Origin of the sequence: Gordonia sesuvii (assembly GCF_036350415.1) — a bacterium.
GTDB lineage: Bacteria > Actinomycetota > Actinomycetes > Mycobacteriales > Mycobacteriaceae > Gordonia > Gordonia sesuvii.
This window is the reverse complement of the sequence record NZ_JAZDUF010000008.1, coordinates 136,408-155,333: the sequence shown is the minus strand read 5'-3', so window position 1 is coordinate 155,333 and position 18,926 is coordinate 136,408. Positions and strand designations below refer to the sequence as shown.

The 18,926-nt window shown below is 65.9% G+C and carries 18 protein-coding genes; 1 reads left to right on the top strand and 17 read right to left on the bottom strand.

The window, feature by feature from the left end:
• Window positions 1–38: 38 nt before the first annotated feature.
• The 17 genes from VZC37_RS22125 to VZC37_RS22045 all read right to left on the bottom strand — a co-directional run bounded on the left by VZC37_RS22125 (window position 39) and on the right by VZC37_RS22045 (window position 17,069).
• Window positions 39–1,022 carry an NADPH:quinone oxidoreductase family protein gene (locus VZC37_RS22125; protein ID WP_330435834.1) on the bottom strand — a complete coding sequence of 328 codons (984 nt, stop codon included), beginning with the start codon at window positions 1,020–1,022 and terminating at the stop codon, window positions 39–41.
• A 34-nt stretch (window positions 1,023–1,056) separates the two neighbouring features.
• A complete protein-coding gene (locus VZC37_RS22120) occupies window positions 1,057–2,115 on the bottom strand; it encodes an acyl-CoA dehydrogenase family protein (protein ID WP_330435832.1) in 1,059 nt (352 codons plus the stop codon).
• Entirely contained in the window at window positions 2,112–2,888 is a 777-nt protein-coding gene (locus VZC37_RS22115; protein ID WP_330435830.1) for an enoyl-CoA hydratase-related protein, read from the bottom strand. The genes VZC37_RS22120 and VZC37_RS22115 overlap by 4 nt, the downstream gene beginning before the upstream one ends.
• 1 nt (window position 2,889) lies before the next feature.
• Window positions 2,890–3,774 carry a 3-hydroxyacyl-CoA dehydrogenase family protein gene (locus tag VZC37_RS22110; RefSeq protein ID WP_330435827.1) on the bottom strand — a complete coding sequence of 295 codons (885 nt, stop codon included), beginning with the start codon at window positions 3,772–3,774 and terminating at the stop codon, window positions 2,890–2,892.
• An 11-nt stretch (window positions 3,775–3,785) separates the two neighbouring features.
• A complete protein-coding gene (locus tag VZC37_RS22105; protein WP_330435825.1) occupies window positions 3,786–4,664 on the bottom strand; it encodes a 3-hydroxyacyl-CoA dehydrogenase family protein in 879 nt (292 codons plus the stop codon).
• A gap of 16 nt (window positions 4,665–4,680) precedes the next feature.
• Window positions 4,681–5,433: an SDR family NAD(P)-dependent oxidoreductase gene (locus tag VZC37_RS22100; RefSeq protein ID WP_330435822.1), complete on the bottom strand. Its 753-nt coding sequence runs from the start codon at window positions 5,431–5,433 to the stop codon at window positions 4,681–4,683.
• Window positions 5,430–6,650, bottom strand: a complete 1,221-nt coding sequence (locus tag VZC37_RS22095) for an acyl-CoA dehydrogenase family protein (protein ID WP_330435820.1) — start codon at window positions 6,648–6,650, stop codon at window positions 5,430–5,432. Before VZC37_RS22095 ends, VZC37_RS22100 begins: the two co-directional genes overlap by 4 nt.
• Window positions 6,647–7,429 carry an enoyl-CoA hydratase/isomerase family protein gene (locus VZC37_RS22090; RefSeq protein ID WP_330436010.1) on the bottom strand — a complete coding sequence of 261 codons (783 nt, stop codon included), beginning with the start codon at window positions 7,427–7,429 and terminating at the stop codon, window positions 6,647–6,649. The genes VZC37_RS22095 and VZC37_RS22090 overlap by 4 nt, the downstream gene beginning before the upstream one ends.
• A gap of 5 nt (window positions 7,430–7,434) precedes the next feature.
• Window positions 7,435–8,682, bottom strand: a complete 1,248-nt coding sequence (locus VZC37_RS22085) for a CaiB/BaiF CoA transferase family protein (protein ID WP_330435818.1) — start codon at window positions 8,680–8,682, stop codon at window positions 7,435–7,437.
• 224 nt (window positions 8,683–8,906) lie between these two features.
• Window positions 8,907–9,284, bottom strand: coding sequence for a hypothetical protein (locus VZC37_RS22080; RefSeq protein WP_330435817.1), 378 nt, complete (start codon window positions 9,282–9,284; stop codon window positions 8,907–8,909).
• Between the two features lie 55 nt (window positions 9,285–9,339).
• Window positions 9,340–10,365, bottom strand: a complete 1,026-nt coding sequence (locus tag VZC37_RS22075; RefSeq protein ID WP_330435815.1) for a zinc-dependent alcohol dehydrogenase family protein — start codon at window positions 10,363–10,365, stop codon at window positions 9,340–9,342.
• Window positions 10,366–10,436: 71 nt separating this feature from the next.
• The gene (locus VZC37_RS22070; protein WP_330435813.1) at window positions 10,437–11,468 is read right to left on the bottom strand and encodes an LLM class flavin-dependent oxidoreductase; all 1,032 of its coding nucleotides are present in this window, start codon (window positions 11,466–11,468) and stop codon (window positions 10,437–10,439) included.
• A gap of 46 nt (window positions 11,469–11,514) precedes the next feature.
• Window positions 11,515–13,008 carry an aldehyde dehydrogenase gene (locus VZC37_RS22065; RefSeq protein WP_330435811.1) on the bottom strand — a complete coding sequence of 498 codons (1,494 nt, stop codon included), beginning with the start codon at window positions 13,006–13,008 and terminating at the stop codon, window positions 11,515–11,517.
• Window positions 13,005–13,985, bottom strand: coding sequence for an HpcH/HpaI aldolase/citrate lyase family protein (locus VZC37_RS22060; protein WP_330435808.1), 981 nt, complete (start codon window positions 13,983–13,985; stop codon window positions 13,005–13,007). The genes VZC37_RS22065 and VZC37_RS22060 overlap by 4 nt, the downstream gene beginning before the upstream one ends.
• Window positions 13,986–13,998: 13 nt before the next feature.
• On the bottom strand, window positions 13,999–14,394 hold the full coding sequence (locus VZC37_RS22055; RefSeq protein ID WP_330435806.1) for a carboxymuconolactone decarboxylase family protein: 396 nt from the start codon (window positions 14,392–14,394) through the stop codon (window positions 13,999–14,001).
• 57 nt (window positions 14,395–14,451) lie between these two features.
• Window positions 14,452–15,918 (bottom strand): aldehyde dehydrogenase, encoded by a 1,467-nt coding sequence (locus VZC37_RS22050; RefSeq protein ID WP_330435804.1) that lies wholly within the window; start codon window positions 15,916–15,918, stop codon window positions 14,452–14,454.
• A 173-nt stretch (window positions 15,919–16,091) separates the two neighbouring features.
• On the bottom strand, window positions 16,092–17,069 hold the full coding sequence (locus tag VZC37_RS22045; protein WP_330435802.1) for an NAD(P)-dependent oxidoreductase: 978 nt from the start codon (window positions 17,067–17,069) through the stop codon (window positions 16,092–16,094).
• A 399-nt stretch (window positions 17,070–17,468) separates the two neighbouring features.
• On the opposite strand from VZC37_RS22045, the gene VZC37_RS22040 reads away from it, so the two are divergent.
• Window positions 17,469–18,893: an MFS transporter gene (locus VZC37_RS22040; protein WP_330435800.1), complete on the top strand. Its 1,425-nt coding sequence runs from the start codon at window positions 17,469–17,471 to the stop codon at window positions 18,891–18,893.
• Window positions 18,894–18,926 lie beyond the last annotated feature (33 nt).

The window sequence follows — 18,926 nt, the reverse complement described above, 5'->3', positions numbered from 1 at the left end:
GTTGTGGTCGTCGAGGTGGTCGACGCGTGCGGATCGATTCAGTCGAGGCCGGTGGTCAACACGACCTTGCCCCGGACCTTTCCGTCCAGCACGTGCTGCAGCGCGTCACCGGCCTTCTCCAGCGGGTAGACCGTGTCCACCGACGCATCGAGTCGGCCTTGTGCGAGCAGGTCGAGCACCTCGGCCGCGGCGTCACGCATGGCGGCTGGGTCGCGGTCTCGGTAGTCACTGCTCTGGAGACCCACGAGGCTGATCGACTTGACGAGTACATGGCCTGGTTTGATCGGATTCTGTCCGCCGGAGGCGAACCCGACGATCACGATCCGTCCCTCCCATGCGGTGGCGCGGATGATCTGCGTCAGGTAGTCACCGCCGAGCACTTCGATCACGAGGTCGGCTCCGCGGCCGTCGGTGGCGGCGAGGATGTCGTCACGCAACGTCTCGGGCGGGGATGTGAGGACCACGTCGGCCCCCTGATGGCGAGCCAGTTCGGCCCGGTCATCGTCGTGTGCCAGTGCGATCACCCGAGCCCCCCAAGCCTTCGCCAGCTGCACCGCCGCGGATCCGACGCCACCCCCCGCGCCGGTGACCAGCACGGTCTCACCGGCCTTCACACCACCCCGTCGGCGCAGCCCGAAGTGAGCAGTCGAGTACACCAGGCCACTGGCCGCTGCGCTCGCGTAGTCGACCGCGTCAGGTAGTCCGACGACGAACTCCTCACGTACCGCTATCTTCTCGGCATAGCCGCCATACTCCACCAACGCCAGTACGCGATCACCGACACCGAGGCGGGTGACGCCCTCGCCGATCGCGATCACGCGCCCGGCAGCATCCTTGCCGGGGCTGAATGGTCGGGTCGGCAGGTGTTGATACGTGCCGTCGACGACCAAGAGATCGGGAAAATTGACACTGGCCGAACAGATTTGGATCAGGACCTCGCCCGGGCCGGTGACCGGATCGGGAACCTCTTCGATGACGAGTTCGGCAGGGGACCCGAACTCCCTCACGAGCGCAGCACGCATGGGCGATTCTCCTTCTCGGATTGTGCTCGGTCGGTCACGCAGGTATCTCGGTCACCGGCGGCACGCCTGCGTAGACACGGCCGGCGGCTGCGGTCGCGCCGTGCGGGTCGACTGCCGCCCGCAGCGAGATGGCGTCGCGCAAGCGGCGTTCCGCCCCGTACTCGGTGAGGTACCCATAGCCTCCATGTGATTGGAGGGACGCCGCGGCCACCGTCACCGCACTGTCGCAACACGATCGGGCGACCGCGAGGGCGGTCAGGGGATGTGCGGCAGCCGACAGGGCTGCGGACAGACCCACTGCGGAGTGGGCGGCTTGCTCGAAGAGACCGAGCCGCACGATCGGGATGTCGGTCAGCGCGCCTCCGAACTGGTCGCGGCCGGCTGCGTACTGCAGAGCCGCAGCTGCAGCCGACGCGGCAAGCCCGGCCGCCACACATGCCGCACCCAGCAGGAGTCGAGTCCGCGCGGCGTCGACATCGACGTCGGTGACGTGGAGCACACGAGCGCCGTCGGCATCGATGTCGGCGGAACGGGTGAATGCGCCGCCGAGTCCGGTGCGCCGCAACGGGGTAAAGGACGCAGCGGCCTGCTCGATCACGACCGCACGGTTGTCGCCGTCCAGGATGACGAGGTACGGCGACTCGCCTGCAGCATCCAACCGATCGATCGTGCCGGTCACCCGGCCGCCATCGATCGCGACCCGCACGTGTGACGATGACGTGTCGAGCACGGCGACGGACGACTCCCCGGTGTGCAGCGCACCCACGAGCGTCTCGAAGCGCTCATCACCGGACAGGACGTCCACGGCGGCATGGGCTTGGACGGACGCCCAACCGAGCGCGGGCCATGCTCGGCCGAGCCGCTCGAAGACCAGCGCTGTGGTCACTCGCTCGGCGCCACCTCCACCGGCGGCCTCCGCCGTTCCCACCGTCCATACACCGAGTTCGGCGAGTTCTGTGACGAGTTCGCCGACGAGATGGCGGTCATCGTCCAGAGTGAGTGAGTGTCCGGCGGTGAAGTCGTCGAGCATGTCCCGGACGGCGCCCTGCTCGTCGTCGAGATCGGGCCCCCACCAGCGCGTCGCAGCGCTCACGACCAAAAGCTCTCGGTCTTGGGGGTACGTCGCTCGCCGAATGCGGCGGAGACCTCGTGGGCTTCCTGCGTCTGCAGGTACAGGGTGAGTTGCTGGTCGTGTGCCATCCGCGCCTGGCCGGAGACTCCGTTGTGGCGCGCAGAGAACGCGGCTTTCATTCCGCCGATCGCCAGCGGGCTGCGCTCGGTGATCGTGCGCGCGATCTCGCCGGCACGATCGAGCAGCTGATCCCCTGGTACCACCTCGTTGACAAGGCCCATCTCACGGGCCTGCTCCGCAGAGTACTTCTTGTTGAGGTACCACATCTCCTTGGCCCGCTTACGACCGATGGTGTCCTCGAGATACCAACTGCCGTAGCCGGCGTCGAAGCTACCGACCATCGGTCCGACCTGACGGAACACCGCGTTGTCCGCGGCCACGGACAGATCGCAGACGGTGTGCAACACGTTGCCGCCGCCGACCGCGAAGCCGTTGACCGCGGCGATGATCGGCTTCGCGATCGTGTCGATCGCCTGGTAGACGTCGATGATCGGCAACACCTGCGATTGGTCGAGCGAGGTGAGTTCGTCGTGTTCGCCGCCGATGCAGAAGAACTTGGTACCGGCTCCGGTGAGTATCGCCGCCCGCAGTGACGGATCGATGCGGAACTTCTGGAGTGCATCGAAGAGTTCGAGGCAGGTCTGATGACGGAACTTGTTGCCCGCTTCCTGCCGATTGATCGTGATCGTCAGCACCGGGCCGTCGACAGTGGTGAGAATGTCGTTGTAGCTCATGTCAGTTGTTCTCCTCGAAAGACTGAGTGGTTCGGAATCCGCGGCCGTTCTTATCGCCCAGCATCCCGGCGGCAACCATCTGCCGGAGCAATGGCGGAGGGGCGTAACGCGGGTCACCGGTCGAGTCGAAAACAGCTGTGGTCGCGTGCAGATGGACGTCGAGACCGATCATGTCTAGGAGTTTCAACGGCCCGGTCTTGTAGCCGAGACCCAGTTCGAGCGCGACGTCGATGTCCTCTGCCGTGGCCAGACCGTCGTCGTACTCGGCGACGACGTCGTTCAGGTAGGGCAACAGCAGCGAGTTGACGAGGAATCCGGGGCGATCCTTGACCACGATCGGTGTCTTTCCGTCCAGTGAGTCGACGACCGCGACGAGGCGATCGACGACTGCTTCGTCGGTCTGTAGCGCCCGCACCACCTCGACGGTCGACTGGACCGGCGCGGGGTTGAAGAAGTGCAGGCCGGCGACGCGAGCGGGATTCGGCAGCGCCGCAGCGAGATCCGTGACGGAGAGAGCCGACGTGTTGGTCAGCAATGGAACCGAGGCGCCGACGACGCTCGCGACCTCGGTCAAGAGCGCCGTCTTGGCGTCGGCGTTCTCACTGATCGCCTCGACGACGGCGTCGACGCCGGCGAGTTCGGCCGCGGCCGTGGTGACCGTGATGCGCGCCAGGATCGCAGCTTTGTCGTCGTCGGTGATCTTGCCCCGCGACACTCCGCCATCGAGGAACGCGGCCACCGAGGCCCGCCCCGCTTCGAGTCGCGCCGCGGAGGTGTCCAGGACCACGACGTCTCGCCCGGATGCCGCGAAGACCTGTGCGATCCCGGCGCCCATCGTGCCGAATCCGAGAACACCTACAACAGGGAGATCCATCTTCTCGTTCATCGCGTCTCTCCTCACGACCCGAACAGGCGGGTGTCGTCGTACTCGTAGAAGCCCCGGCCGGTCTTGCGGCCCAGATCGCCCGCTGCGACCATTCGCTCGACCATCGGCGGCGGGTAGAAACGTGGGTCGCGAAGCTGCTCGTACAGTCGCGTCGCCACCTGCTGGTGAATGTCCATCCCGACGATGTCGAGCAACCGGAACGGACCCATCGGATGCCCGAGCGACCCGAGCACTGCCGCATCGATGGATTCCTTCGTGCCGAGCCCGGACTCGAGCGCGCGAATGCACGAGTTCTCCCAGGGGATCAGGAAGCGGTTCACGATGAATCCCGGCCGGTCCCTGGTGACCACACTGGTCTTGCCGAGGGAGGCGAGGAACTCGACTGTCGCCTTGTGGGCCCAGTCGGCGGTGTGTCGACCGTCGGCCACCTCGACCAGCTTCATCAGGGGTGCCGGGTTGCAGTAGTGGGTCCCGACGACACGTTCGGGCAGTCGCGACCCGGAAGCGATGCCGGTCACCGACAAGGTCGAGGTATTCGTATGGAAAAGAGTTGTCTCGGAAACGATCTCATCGAGACGAGAAAAGGTGTCCTTCTTGAGCGCGAGGTCCTCGAACACCGCTTCCACGATGACATCGCAGGACGCGAGGTCGGTCAGATCGGTCGCGCCCGACAAGGAGTCCTTCGCCGCCTGTCCTGCCGTAGCGTCAAGCTTTCCGAGTTTGACACTCTTGTCGAAGAATCCGTGCACGGTGTCGATGCCGCGGCCCAGGTTCTTCTCGTTGATGTCGAAGAGGATGGTGCGGTGCCCGGCCCGAGCCATCACGGTGGCGATACCCGAGCCCATCGTGCCGGCACCGAGAACGGCGACGGTCTTGGTTTCGTTACTCACTGCTACTCCTCGTGATTCAGCGGACGCTCTGGCCGCCGTCGATGACGATGATCTCGCCGGTCATGAAGTCGGACGCGGGCCCCGCAAGATTCAGCAGCCAGGGCTTCAGCTCGGCTGCCTCTCCCATCCGTCGCGCCGGGATGGCGCGGACCACGCGCGAGTAGGTGTCACTGTCCTCGCGGACGTCGGCGTTCAGGTCCGTCGCGAAGTACCCGGGTGCGATCGCGTTCACCTGGACGTTGTGCCGCGCCCATTCGATCGCCATCGAGCGGGTGAATGCGATGACGGCGGCTTTCGAGGCGGAATATGCGGCATGGTTGGCGACACCTTGCAGGGCGAAGTTCGATGCGATGTTGACCACCTTGCCCGAACCCTGCGCGAGCAGACGCGGACCAACGGCGCGGGTGGCCAGGAACGTGCCGCGGAGGTTCGTCGCGATCACCCGATCCCAGTCCTCGGCGGTCTGATCGACGAGGGGCGTGGTCGACACGATCCCCGAATTGTTCACGAGGATGTCGACGCGTCCGAAGGTCTCCACGGTGGCTTCGACCATACGCACCACAGACGCCTCGTCGGTGATATCGGTTGGACACGCGAGAGCCTGACCACCCCCCGATTTCACCTCCGCAACAAAGGAATCCAACTCGGATCCGGTCCTGGATGCAACCGTCACCGCCGCACCTTCACCCACCAGCGCCTGAGCCATCGCCCGCCCCAGACCGCGGCCGGCGCCGGTGACGATCGCGACCTTGCCCTCGAGTGTTGTCATACCCCGTCCTTCATCGCGCGGTTCGTCTCGCGGCCGATGAGCAGCCGCTGGATCTCGTTGGTTCCGTCATAGATCTGGGTGACCTTCGCGTCACGCAGACATCGTTCGACACCGAGGTCGGTGAGGTCTCCGAGCGGACCGAGTATCCGGATCGCCTCGACGGAGGCATTGAAGCCCAGGTCGGTGCATGACTGCTTCATGATGCCGATCTGCCCAGGCGTCACGTGTGGATTCTGATCGACCTGCCGAGCGACGGCGTGTAACAGCAACCGGCCCTGTAGGATTCGTCCCCGCAGGTCGGCGAGCGCGAAGGTGTGCTCGTCTGGTAGCCGATGTCCGTAGATCCCGCGGAGCGCACTGAGGGTTCGCGCGTATGCGCCACGGGCCAGGCCGATTCCCTGGGCCGCGGCGCTGATCCGGGATTTGACGACCGAACTCATCACCACCGACCAGCCGCCGCCGACCTCACCGAGCAGGTTTCCCTTCGGGATGCGGACACCGTCGAAGAACAGTTCTGCGGTGCTCGACCCGTGCATGCCCATCTTGTCGAACGGCTGGCCGTGCCCCACACCGTCCCAGCCACCCTCGACGACGAAGGCGGTGATGCCGTCACGCTTCTTGGACCTGTCCACGGTGGCGAAGCAGACGATCACGTCCGCCCGGTCACCGGTGGTGATGAACGTCTTCTGCCCGTTGAGAATCCAACCCTCCGATGCAGGGGTGGCGGTCGTGGTGAGGCTGGAGACGTCCGACCCCGCGTCGGGCTCGGTGATTCCCAGCGAACCGTAGGCGGTGCCATCGAGCAGAGGCGGAATATACCGCTGCCGCAGTTCGTCGCCACCGGCCAACAGAATCGGGTATGCGGCGTGCATCTGGGTCATGAAGACCAGGCTGGTCGCGGCGCATCCGGCGGTGATCTCCTCCATCGCAACCGCGTAGGCCACGTTGGTGTCGGCACTGCCGCCGAGTTCACGAGGGAACACGAGGCCGCAGAGGCCCTCGGCGGCCAATGCCTGCACACTGTCGTGCGCGAACTCGTGGGTCGCGTCGATGTGCGCCGCCCGGGGCGCCACCTCCCGCGCGACGACATCCCTTGTCACCGACCTGATCTGGAGTTCTCGTTCGCTCAGCCCGGCGTCCGCGGCCGGTTCGTCGAGAAGCTCGTGCAGTGCGAGATATGCCTTGGCATCCGAGTCGAGGTCCAGTGGCGTCGTCATCGACCTGCCTCCGGATCGGCGAACTTGGCCGGTCTGCGTTCGAGGAAGGCGGCGACACCTTCCGTCGATTCCTCTCCCGCGACGGCGAGGGCCGCCAGTCCGGTCTCGATCCCGAGGCCGGCATCGAGCGTCGCGTCGCGGCCCGACTCCACTGCACCGAGGATGGCTCGGACTGCCATCGGCCCCTGGGCGGCGATCTTCTCGGCGATTGCGACCGCGGTGGGGAGCAGTTCGTCCGGCTCGACCGGCGGCACCGGGGTGAGGCCGAGTTCGTAGGCGCGAGGGGCATCGAGCCGGGCACCCGTGAGCATCAGATGGGCGGCCACCCGGTCGCCGACCGCACGCGGAAGGCGCTGTGTGCCACCGTAACCCGGTATCAATCCCAGACCTGACTCGGGCAGCCCGAGAGCGGCTTTGGTGGACAGAACCGGAAACGTCGTGGCCAGGATGAGCTCGAATCCGCCGCCCAGGGCCAGGCCGTTGACGGCCGCGATGACTGGCACGGGCGCTTGTTCGATGGCCCGGAACACCCGCTGCCCACGATCGAGCACGGCATGGGCGTCGTCAGGTCCGAGCCCGTCGAGCTCCTTCAGGTCGGCGCCGGCACTGAATGCCTTCTGCCCACTGCCGGTGATCACGACTGCGCGCACCGACGGCTGAGCGGCGGCGTCGCGCACCGCGGTCGCGATCGCCTCGATCACCTCTGCGTTCAGCGCGTTGAAGGCGTCGGGACGGTCGATGGTCACGGTTGTCACCGCACCCGTCCGCTCTGTGCGCACGACACTCACGAGACCGCCTCCGCACGTTCGGTCTCCACCGGTTCGGGCTCTTCGATCGCACCCTCCGCGAACAGCGTGGCGATCTCGGACTCTTCGAATCCGATCTCGGCCAGAACCGAGCCGGAGTGCTCTCCGAGATCGGGAAATCGCTCGTTGCGTGGTTCCGGCAGCGAGGCCAGCCGGAACGGGCTGTGCACACTGGCCAAGTCGCCATCCGATCCGGGCACCGGCATGAGGGCGCGACGAGCGATGACCTGCGGATCGCCGACGACCTCGGACAGCGTCTGCACGGGGGCCGAAGGAACGTCGACCTCCGCGAACGCGGTCAGCCAAGCGGCCGCCGACCTGGTGGCCAGGCTGCGGGCGACGCACTCGGTGATCCGAGACCGGTGGGCGCGCCGTCCGGCGTTGTCGGCGAGTGCCGGATCGGCGGCCAGTTCCGGCAATCCGACGACGCCGCAGAACCGCTGCCACATGGCGTCGTTGCCGATCGCGACGACGATACTGCGGTCCGCGGTCTGGAACGGTTGATAGACGGCGAGGACGGAGTCGGTGCCACCACTGGGCGCGGGTTCGGGCTCGCCGGCGTGGAACGCCGCAATCCGGGGCGCCATCAGTGCCAGGTCGGTGTCGAGCAGCGACACATCCACGGTCTCCCCCTGACCCGTCTGGGTCTGCCGCACCAGTGCCGCGTTGACCGCGATCGCGGCGCACATGCCGGTGACGACGTCGGAGAGGGCGGTCGACACCCGCTGCGGGCTGCGGCCCTTCTCCCCGGTGACCGACATGAGGCCTGACCGCGCTTGGGCGACGAGATCGTAGCCGGGCAGTTCGCTGTCGGGGCCGGTGAGGCCGAACCCGGACATCGCGCAGTAGACCAGGCGCGGATTGCGAGCCCGGACCGAGGCGGCGTCGATTCCCATACGTTCCAGCTTGGCCGGGTTCATGTTCTGAAGGAAGACGTCGGCGGTATCGAGAAGACGCAGCAGCACCTCGCGACCCCGAGGGTGGCGGAGGTTGAGCGCGAGCGACTGTTTGTTGCGGTTCGCCGAGGCGAACCAGGCCGACGCCCCGTCCGCGAAGGGCGGACCCCAGCTGCGCGCGTCGTCACCGGCGCCCGTGCGCTCGACCTTGATGACCGTGGCTCCGAGATCTGCCAGGTACATCGCGGCGGTCGGACCGGCGTACGACGTCGTCATGTCGACCACGCGCACGCCGTCCAGTGGCGGCTTGGTCGGGGTGTTCGGTGTCATGTGCAGACCTCAGAGATCGTGTTTCTCGGCTCGATCGCCCATGTGACAGAGCTGTCGACGCCGGCGGTTTAGTTGCCGTTTCTCATATTGCATATTGTCGTACATTTAACTTCGAGTCAATACCCTTGCCACCAGGAACAGGTCTGATCCGGCTCAGCGCAATCCACACTCAGCGCCGATCACGCTGAGTGCCATCACTCGCTGGGCGACGCGAAACAGCGCTGTCAGTCGGCGGATTGCCCGGACCCGCTCGGGGTCCGCGGCTTCTCCACCACCTTCTCGGTGACCGGCTCGTACACCAGACTCACCTTGTCCGGGTCGAACGCGGCCGTGGGCGTCAGCTGCGGCTGGGTATCGGCGAACGCCTTCACCGCGGCATCGAGGTCGCCCTCGATCTCGTAGACGGCGATGTAGCGGTGCTTCGCCTCCGGTGCGGCCTTGCCGTGATGCAGGCTCACCGGCACGTGGACGTAGCGCTGCGCGCTCACGAAACCGGGGATGTCGAGGACTTCATCGAGATGGGTGTTCGAGTACCAGTCGTTGAACTCGTCTTCCTGGCCTTCGTTCGGGTTGCCTTGGACGATGAGGATATGACGCTCCATCTGGGGGCTCCTTCGTGCGGTTGAGGTCGTGGTCGCGCAGGCCGGCCGGGCTGCGTCAGTCGAAGATGAAGGCGCCCTTGCCCGACACCTGGCGGTCGAACTCCTGATAGGCCTCCTCGGCCTGGTCGAGCTTCCATCGGTGGGTGAACAGATCGTCGACCGGCAGGTTGTTCTGCAGGATGAAATCCGCGCACTTCTTCTGCTCGAAGTTCGACAGCGTCCAGGACGTCATCAGGGTGAGCTGGCGGCGGAGTTCGCCGTAGACGTCGAGCTCGACCTTGGCGCCGACGCCGATGAAGCAACCCGTGCCCCACAGCGCGAGCGATTCGAGCGCGGCCCGTGCCGCTGCGCTGTTACCGGATGTCTCCAGCGCCAGCGGTGAACCCGCACCGCCGGTGAGATCCCGGATAGCCGAGACCGGTTCGTCGACAGCGGAATTGACCGTGGCGGTCGCGCCGAACTTGCGGGCCCGCTCCAAGCGCGCAGGCTCGATGTCGACGGCGATGACACTCGCTCCGCGCGCTGCCGCGAGCATGGTCGCGGACAGTCCGACCGGACCCTGTCCGAACACGACCAACGGCGACCCGCCGATGTCACCGAGCCGACGCAACGCACCCCAGGCCGTTCCGGTCCCGCAGCTGATGGCGGCGCCCGCCTCGAAGCTCAAACCCGGATCGAGCGGGGTGACCGTTTCCGCCGGCACGCGGAGGAAGGGTGCGTGGCCGCCATGATCATTGATGCCGAACATCCGAAGAGGCGCTTCGGTGCACATCTGAGGCCAGCCGGATCGGCACTGCACGCAGGCGGTACAACCGGCGGCGTGATTGACGATGACACGCTGACCGACGTGCGCGACCGCGGGCAATACTCCCGGTCCCACCGAGTGCACCACGCCGGCTGGTTCATGTCCGGCGATGTAGGCAGCCGGCGCCTCCGCGACCGATTTGCGGTAGTGATGAAGGTCGGTGCCGCACATACCCGATGCGGCGACCTTGACCACGATCTCGCCGACCCCTGGCTCGGGCTCGGCGAACTCGCGGAGCTCGAGCTTGCGATCTCCAGTGAACACAATCCCTTGCACGGCGGCCTCCTTGGCTCAATTCTTCTGTCGTCGAACGTAAGTCGACGTTGTTTCGGGGTGGATCAAACGCTTCAGGTCAGCGACGGTTGCAGCTTCGGCAGCACCACGTCGCCCAGAAGCTTCATCGACTCACTGACCGCATCGTCGGGTGTGCCCGGAGCACCGACCTGGAAGATGAAGTCGTTGAACCCGGCCTCGATGTACTGCGAGATCTGTTCGATCACCGTGTCCGGGCTCCCCACGATCTCTCGCTGTTCGGTCGCTTCGTTCGCGCTCGACCCGATCGTCCGGTTGTTCATGCCCCAGCTACCGAGGGCCTTGTAGTACGCCTCGTGTGAATCGGCGAAGCGCTTGCGCGCCAGTTCGTCGGTCTCGGCCACGAGACAATGCCGCAGCAGCGGCCGGCGGGTGGCCGGCCGGCCCAGCTCCGCACGCGCGGACTCGAACTCGGCCGACAGCTCACGCAGCGCCGGGAAGGCACTGTGACTACTGCCGATCCACGTGTCACCCAACCGGGCCGCCCGGCGCACGCCGGGCGGAGTGCTCCCGCCGACCCAGACGGGGATGCCGCCGGGGCGCTCCGGCCGCGCAGTCATCTTCAGACCCTCGAAATCCAGGTACTTTCCGTGGTAGTCGAACGGCTCATCCGAGGTGAACAGTTGCCTGACGACGTCCAGGGTCTCTTCGAAGCGCCCGACCCGCTGTTTCATCGGAACGTTCATCGCCGCGAACTCCCTTGGTGCCCAACCGAGTGCCGCGCCGAAGATCAGTCTCCCTCCGGACACATGGTCGAGACTGACCAGTGACTCCGCGAGCCGAACCGGATGGGCCAGCGGCAGCAGGTACACCCCGCCCAGGTCGAGCGACGTGCCGGCTGCCAGATGGCTCAGATAGACGGACGTGTCGATGGTCGGCCATGGTTCGGCGAGGATGTGCTGTCCCACCCAGACCGACGAGAAGTGGTTGGCCTCGGCCTCCTGGGCGCGCGACACCATGCGCGCGATGTGTTCGCTGGGCCGACCGGCCGCCGGATCCAGCCAACCGGACAGCAGAACGCCCATCTTGACCTCGGTCGAGCTGGAATCATTTGGTGTGGTGGTCATTTCGATGTCCTCCTCAGGACTGGTGCGGAGTGGTCACGGTCGGCGGTCACCGGTATCGCTCCGGGATGTCGTCGAGCACGACGGTCTTCGCCTCCAGGTACGCGTGCAGACCTTCCACGCCGCCTTCGCGGCCGACGCCGGACTGCTTGAAGCCGCCGAAGGCGATGCCGAAGTCGGCACGGTAGCTGTTGTGGCCGACCGTCCCGGCGCGGATCTGGCCGGCCACGTGCCGTGCCCGATCGACGTCGGCGGTGAAGACAGCCGAGTTCAGGCCGTAGATCGTGTCGTTCGCGAACCGGATCGCTTCGTCTTCGTCCTTGGCCGGGATGACAGTGAGGACGGGGCCGAAGATCTCTTCCTGGGCGATGACACTCTGATTGTCGACGTTCCCGAACACCGTCGGTTCGAAGAAGTAGCCCTTGTCCAGCTCTTTCGGGCGGCGCCCACCGGTGGCGAGCACCGCTCCCCGGTCGAGACCCTGGTCGACGTAGCCCTGTACCCGGTCGAGCTGCGCTCGCGTCGCGAGCGGCCCGATGTCACTGGTCTCCGCGAAGGCGTTGCCTACCCGCTTCGCACCGAACGCGGCGGTCACCGCGTCGACGAACTCGTCGTGGCGGCTGCGGGTCACGATCAGCCGGGTCAGCGACGCGCAGACCTGCCCGGCGAGATGACACTCCGATGCGGCCAACGACCGCGCGGCCGATTCGAGGTCGGCGTCGTCGAGGATGATCGCCGCCGATTTGCCGCCCAGTTCGAGGGTCACCCGCCCGATCTTCTCGCCCATGAGGGCCGCGATGCGTCGCCCGGCCGCCGTCGAGCCGGTGAACGCGATCTTGTCGGTGCGGGGATCGCGGACGAGTGCTTCCGACACGTCGCGGTCGGCCGCCAGCACGTTCAGCACGCCGGGCGGCAGCCCCGCCGCCTCGGCCGCCTCCGCGATCACGTACGCCGCGCCGGGTGCTTCCAAAGACGCCTTGAGCACCAATGTGCAGCCCGAGATGAGCGCCGGCGCAACCTTGTACATGGCGAGCATCAGCGGACCATTCCACGGGATGATCGCACCGACGACACCTACCGGTTCGCGAACCAGCAGGCCGAAATTGCCGCCTCGCGTCGGTGGGATGACCTCCTCCCACTGGTACGTGGCCGCCTGATCGGCGTAGTACCGAAGAATGTTCGCGGCGGTCGCACCCTGTTGAGTCGCCTCCACGTAGAGGGCACCCGATTCGCGCGGCCAGATATCGGCCAAGGCTGCCGACCGCTTCTCCATCTCGGTGGCCATCGCCCGCATGAACTCCGCACGCTGCGCGTGCGTCATCCGCGGCCAGGGTCCGTCGTCGAATGCCGTACGGGCCGCGCCGACAGCCTGGTCCATATCGGCGAACCCGGCACTGGCCACCTGGTAGTACACCGATTCGTCGTTCGAGTCGATCACATCGGCGACGGTCGTCGACGAAGCGGTCACCCACGCGCCATTGACGAAGATGCTGTCGGGATTCCGTACGGAGAGTTCGGTTCTGCCAACCTGTGACGCAGTCATCCTGCGTTACCTTCTTTCTGCGTGTGGTCGTCTGCTTCGAGCTCGATGTGCGGGATGGTCCCGACATCGATGCCGAGTGAGGTCGCGTGGTCGAGGAGGTCGAGACTCGTCCGGACGTGCGCGTAGTCGATCATCCGGCCGTTGTGTTCCACCGCCGCCTTACCCACCGCGATCCCGTCGGCCATCGCGGCGATGACCGCCTTGGCGTCACTGATGTCGTCGGGTGAGGGCGAGAACACCTCGTTGTGTATGGCCACGTGTGAGGGATGGATGGCCATGGAGCCGGTGGCGCCGACCGCCTTCGCGCGCAGGGCGAAGTGCCGGACCAGATCGAGATCGTGGATCTTGGTGGTCATTCCGCCGATGATCTCGGTGACCCCGGCGGCGCGGGCGTCCAGCCCGGTCCGAAGGTTCGTCAGATACTCCTCGGTGCCCTCGTCGGTGAGGCTGCGCACGTTGATGGCCCTGTTGGAGTCGGCATTCGGCACGTAGCCGCCTGCACCCTGAGACCGCTTGACACGTTCCGAGGCGAGGCAGATCTCGAAGGTCCGATACTTGCCCAGCGCCGTTTCGCACAAGGGGAAGATCTCGATGCGACCGACCTCCAGACCGCGCTCGAGTTCCAACTCGGTGAGGACGCGGTCGAGTGACACGATGTCCTCTGCGTCCTCGGTCTTCGGCAACATGACGCCGTCGAGTCCCGGCCCGACGATGGCCGAGAGGTCGGCCAGCGTCTGACCGGACCCCCACGGGTTGATCCGCACGAATGTGCCGAACGATGTCGTTGCGAAGCCGTCCAAGGCTTGCGCAGTGGTGTCACGGCCGACCGACTTGAGCGCCAGCGGCACCGCATCCTCGAGATCGAGGATCAGCGCATCCGCGCCGAAACGCGGCGCCTTCTCCACCCAGTCCTGGCGGTGGCCGGGCACGAAGAGCATCGATCGGTAACAACGCGCATTCCGGCGTGCCTGTCGCATGGCCTCCTCCTTGCTATTCCGCCGCGGCCGTGGCTGTTTCGTCTTCAGACACCAAGTGCAGTGTCTTCAGCGCCTCCACCGCCGCCGGCAACCCGCAGTACACACCGACCTGCAGGATCACCTCTTCGATCTCCGCCCGCTCGGCGCCGTTGCGGAAGGCCGAGCGCATGTGCAGCTCGAGCTCTGCGGGACGATTCAGCGCCGACAGCATCGCGATGTTGAGCAGGCTCCGAACCGATCGCGGAAGTCCCGGCCGGTCCCACACGGTTCCCCAGGCATACTCCGTCACGAAGTCCTGGAACTCCTTGTCGAATCCGCCGGTACGACGCCGCGCGGCGTCGACGTACTCGTCGCCGAGAACCTCACGCCGGTTTGCCATACCCCGTGTGAGCCGGTCGTCGATGCTCATTGACACACCTCTTCGTCGCCGTTGGCCGAGCTTGCCGTGAAAGTGCGGGATCCCGCCTCAGGTCCCCAACAGGAACGGGTCCCGGGGAACCTCGGAGAGGTTGATCATCGTGTTCTTGGTCGTCGTGTACTCGTGCAGCACCTCGGTGCCGCGCTCACGCCCGTACCCGCTGTGCTTGATACCACCGGCCGGGGCTTGCGCAGAGATCGCCCGATACATGTTGATGTAGATCGTGCCTGCTCGCAGTTCGCGCGAGACCCTGTGTGCACGTGTCAGATTCGTAGTCCACAGACCCGCCACCAGACCGAAGTTGGTGCCGTTCGCGATCGTGATCGCCTCCTCCTCCGAGGTGAACCTCATGATCGCCAGTACCGGCCCGAAGACCTCCTGCTGAGCCAGTCGCATCTTCGGTGTGACGTCGGCGAAGATGGTCGGCTGGACGAACAATGTGTCCTCCATGCCCTCGGGCGCCCCGCCGCCGGCGACCAGACGTGCACCGTCTTCGTGCGCGCTCGCGATCGCGGCCTTCACGCGAGTGTTGTGCGCCGCGAAGGCCAGCGGGCCGACATGAGTGGCGGGATCCATGGGGTCGCCCAGTTTGATCGCCTTGGTCCGTTCGACGACGGCGTTGACCACGTCGTCATAGACCTCATCCTGAACGAGCAGGCGGGATCCTGCGACGCACGTCTGTCCCGCTGCTGCGAAGATTCCCGAGACCGCGCCAGGAATGGCGAGATCCATGTCAGCATCGGAGAAGATGATATTCGCCGACTTGCCGCCCAGCTCGAAGAGAGCGGGCACGATGTTCTGCGCTCCGTTCTCCGCGATTCGCCGCGCGGTCTCGACCCCACCGGTGAAGCTGATCTTGGCGACCCCGGGATGGCTGGTCAAAGCCTGGCCCGTGGCTCCGGCGCCGGTGACGACATTGACCACACCCGGCGGGAACCCCGCCTCGCACACGAGTCTGCCGAGCTCCAACGCGGATGCGCTGGTGTACTCGGAAGGCTTGAGTACCATCGTGTTTCCCGCAGCCAGAGCCGGCCCCAGTTTGTTGGAGACGTTCGACAGAGGAGAGTTCCACGCGCAGATCCCGGCGCAGACACCGAGCGGCTCACGTTCGGTGTAATCGATGATGTCGAGGGTGTCCAGCGGCTTCGACTCACCGGTGATCTTGTCGGCCAGACCAGCCATGAACCGCAGGTTGCGAGCCACGAATGTGATCTGATTCTTGTTTTCCCGCAACAGTTTCCCGTTGTCGCGTGTCTCGATCTCGGCGAGGCGGTCGAGATCGCGGATGATCAGGTCGGCAAGCTTCGTCAGCAGTTCACCCCGCACACGGCCCGGGGTGCGCCGCCATACCTCGAACGCATCGGTCGCGGAACGCACGGCGCGGTCGACGTCCCCCTCGCTGGCCTCACTGAACACGGCCCACGCTTCGCCGGTGTACGGGTTGATCGACTGGTACTCATCGCCGCTCCCTGTCACCCACTCGCCGTCGACCAACTGCTGGCGGTAGTCCTCCATCACGCAACTCCTTCGATTGATTCCCGTGGCCTGCGGCCCGTGTTCGCCAGACCACGAATCCGGCGCTCGCGACGAACACCAAACTCTCATCCGCTTTAAAGACTGACATTAGATGTGTTGTAGATCGCTGTCAACGGGACCTGTTGGCCACCGTCACATACCGGGGCCGACGCTCACGGGGCGGTTTCGCGCGCCGCCTCACCGTCCGGCCGGCTCGTGATGACGACACCGGCCGCCTCCTCTTGCAGAGTGAAGACGACCCACGAATCACGATCGCCCCATCCACGTTCCAAGACCTGCTCGGACAGGTCGAGGCACACCGAACCGAGCGGCGCGGGAACGTCGAGATCGCGCGCGATGTCCATGGCAAGACGGGTGTCCTTGTTGCTGAGTTCGTGGCGGTACCACGGGGGATCCGCCTTCTCGAACTCACGGGTGAACACCCGGGGCGGCAACCACTGCAGAAAGTCGTTGCGGCCGAACGAGCCCGCAGAGACGAAGTCGTGCATGAGTTGCGGTTCGATCCCGGACTTCACCGCGAGGGTGAACATCTCCGCGAGCGCCTGCCGCTGAATGTTGAGGCCCAGGTTGTGGATGAGCTTGCACGCGTCGCCGGCACCCAGGTCTCCCGCATGCAGCAGCTTCGAACTGAACAGCGCGAGGTAGGGCTGGGCTCGGTGGAAGTCGTCGGCGGATCCACCCACGGGGATCGACAGCGTTCCCTGTTCCGCACCCGCGCGACCGCCACTGACCGGCGCGTCGACCAGCGCGATCCCACGGTCGGCCAGTTTGGCCGCGGCAGCCTGGACAGTGCTGGGCCGATTGGTGGTGAGGTCGACGATCAGCGTGCCGGAATCGAGCAGGTCCGCGAGGCCGTTCTCGCCGAACAGGACCTCCTCGAACTGCGGTGGGCCGGGAACGCTCACGAACACCAAGCTGCTGTGGGCGAGATCCGCCGGACTCGACGCCGCGCGCGCACCCTCGGCCGCAAAACTCTCGACCACGTCGCGACGCACGTCGTAGACGGTGAGGTCGACCCCACCCTTCATGAGGTTCCGGGCGATACCGGACCCCATCACACCGAGCCCGATGAACGACACGGTCTCGGCGTTGCGCCCCGCCGGGGGGTCGAATTCTTCTCGGTCAGCCATTTCGGTTTCACCTTCTCCACTCGCTCCGGAAAGCGCTGCTCTACCTCGCACAGTGAGGCTTATGTCTTACATTTGCCAGCCGATCATAAGGCCGTCGAGAAGCCGGAGTCCAGACCCTGCCCGGGTCGAGACCGGATGACCCGACCCGCCAGGCGCAGCTCACCAGCTGTTTTTCCCGATGCGCCCAGGGAAATAGTTTCCTAAGGCTCAAAAGTCAGATTTTTAGCTTGACAGCTAATGATCCTACAGCGGAGACTAGTGGCGTCCGACACAGAACTGGACTCACGGAGGTTCTGTCACCATCGATGCTCCGCCATCGTCCACCGGACCTCACGGCCCGGGCCACGCGCGAGACGCGGTTCGGCGCTCGGAATCGACACCGAGGAACAGGAAATAGGCATGACCGACCTGACACACGACGATCAAGCGGCTCAGCCGCCTCGACAGAGCATGGCCCGAGTCGCCTCGGCCGCCTTTGTCGGCAGCGTCATCGAGTACTACGACTTCATGATCTTCGCGACGGCGGCCACGCTGGTCTTCGGCGAGGTGTTCTTCCCTGCGCTGGGCACTGCGGAAGCGACCGTCGCATCACTCCTGACGATCGGCGTGGCATTCATGGCACGTCCGATCGGCAGCATCGTGTTCGGACACCTCGGTGACCGACTCGGCCGCAAGCGATCGCTGGTCGCGACGTTGCTGCTCATGGGCTCGGCGACCATCCTGGTCGGCCTCATGCCGACGCCGGCGCAGATCGGGATCGCGGCGCCGATCCTGCTGGTGGTGCTCCGCATCGCGCAGGGGATCTCGGCCGGCGGCGAGTGGGCAGGTGCCGCGCTCTTCTCGGCCGAGGAATCACCGACCAAGCGACGCGGCTTCTTCTCGATGTTCCCGTCCTTCGGCGGCGGCGTCGGCCTGATCATCGCCCCGGGCGCATTCCTGCTGGTCAACACCTTCACGACCGAAGAGCAGTTCCTCGAGTGGGGCTGGCGGATCCCGTTCCTGGCGAGCGCCGTGCTCATCGCGATCGGCCTCTGGATTCGTCTGCGGCTCGAAGAGCCTGCGGCGTTCAAGGAGGTCAAGAAGGAGAGCACGGTTGCCCAGGTTCCCGTCGTCGAGGCCTTCAAGTACCAATGGCACCACATCCTGTTGGCGGCACTGTCGGTCAGCGGCGCCTTCGCCCTGCTGTACATCGGACTGACCTACCTCATCGGCTACGGCACCAGCGAGATCGGGTTGAGTCGCGATTACGTCCTGGTGGTCGCCACCATCGGCTCCGCGGTCGAGATCGTCGGCGTGGCCATCACCGGTTGGCTCTCGGACCGGGTCGGGCGGCGACGGATCATCCTCTGGACCAGCGTCCTGGGTCTCGTCTGGTCGATCGCGCTCGCCTCATTCGTGTCGGTCGACTCCGAGCCGACATTCATCATCGGCGTGCTCGGATCGACGTTCCTGGCCGGTCTGTTCTTCGGCCCGGTCGGCGCGTACCTGCCCGAGCTGTTCCGCACGCGGTATCGCTTCACGGCAACCGCACTGTCCTACAACCTCGCAGGTATCGTCGGCGGAGCGCTGCCCCCGGTCATCGCTGCCTGGCTGATCACCGACTCGGCGGCCATCGGACAGGTCGGCATCATCCTCGGCGTCGTCTGCCTGCTGAGCCTCGCCTCGACGTACGCCCTGGCCGACCGCTCGAAGCGGTCTCTGACCGAGGTCGACGACGACGAGACCTTCGGCGGCGACGGGCAGCCCAGCGCCGGGCAGCCCGTTCACGAGACGCAGGACCGCGACGTCGACGCTGCAGATCGAGTTCCGTCGAGACTCGCGTGACATAGCGCTCACCTCGTCCCACACGAATCCGGG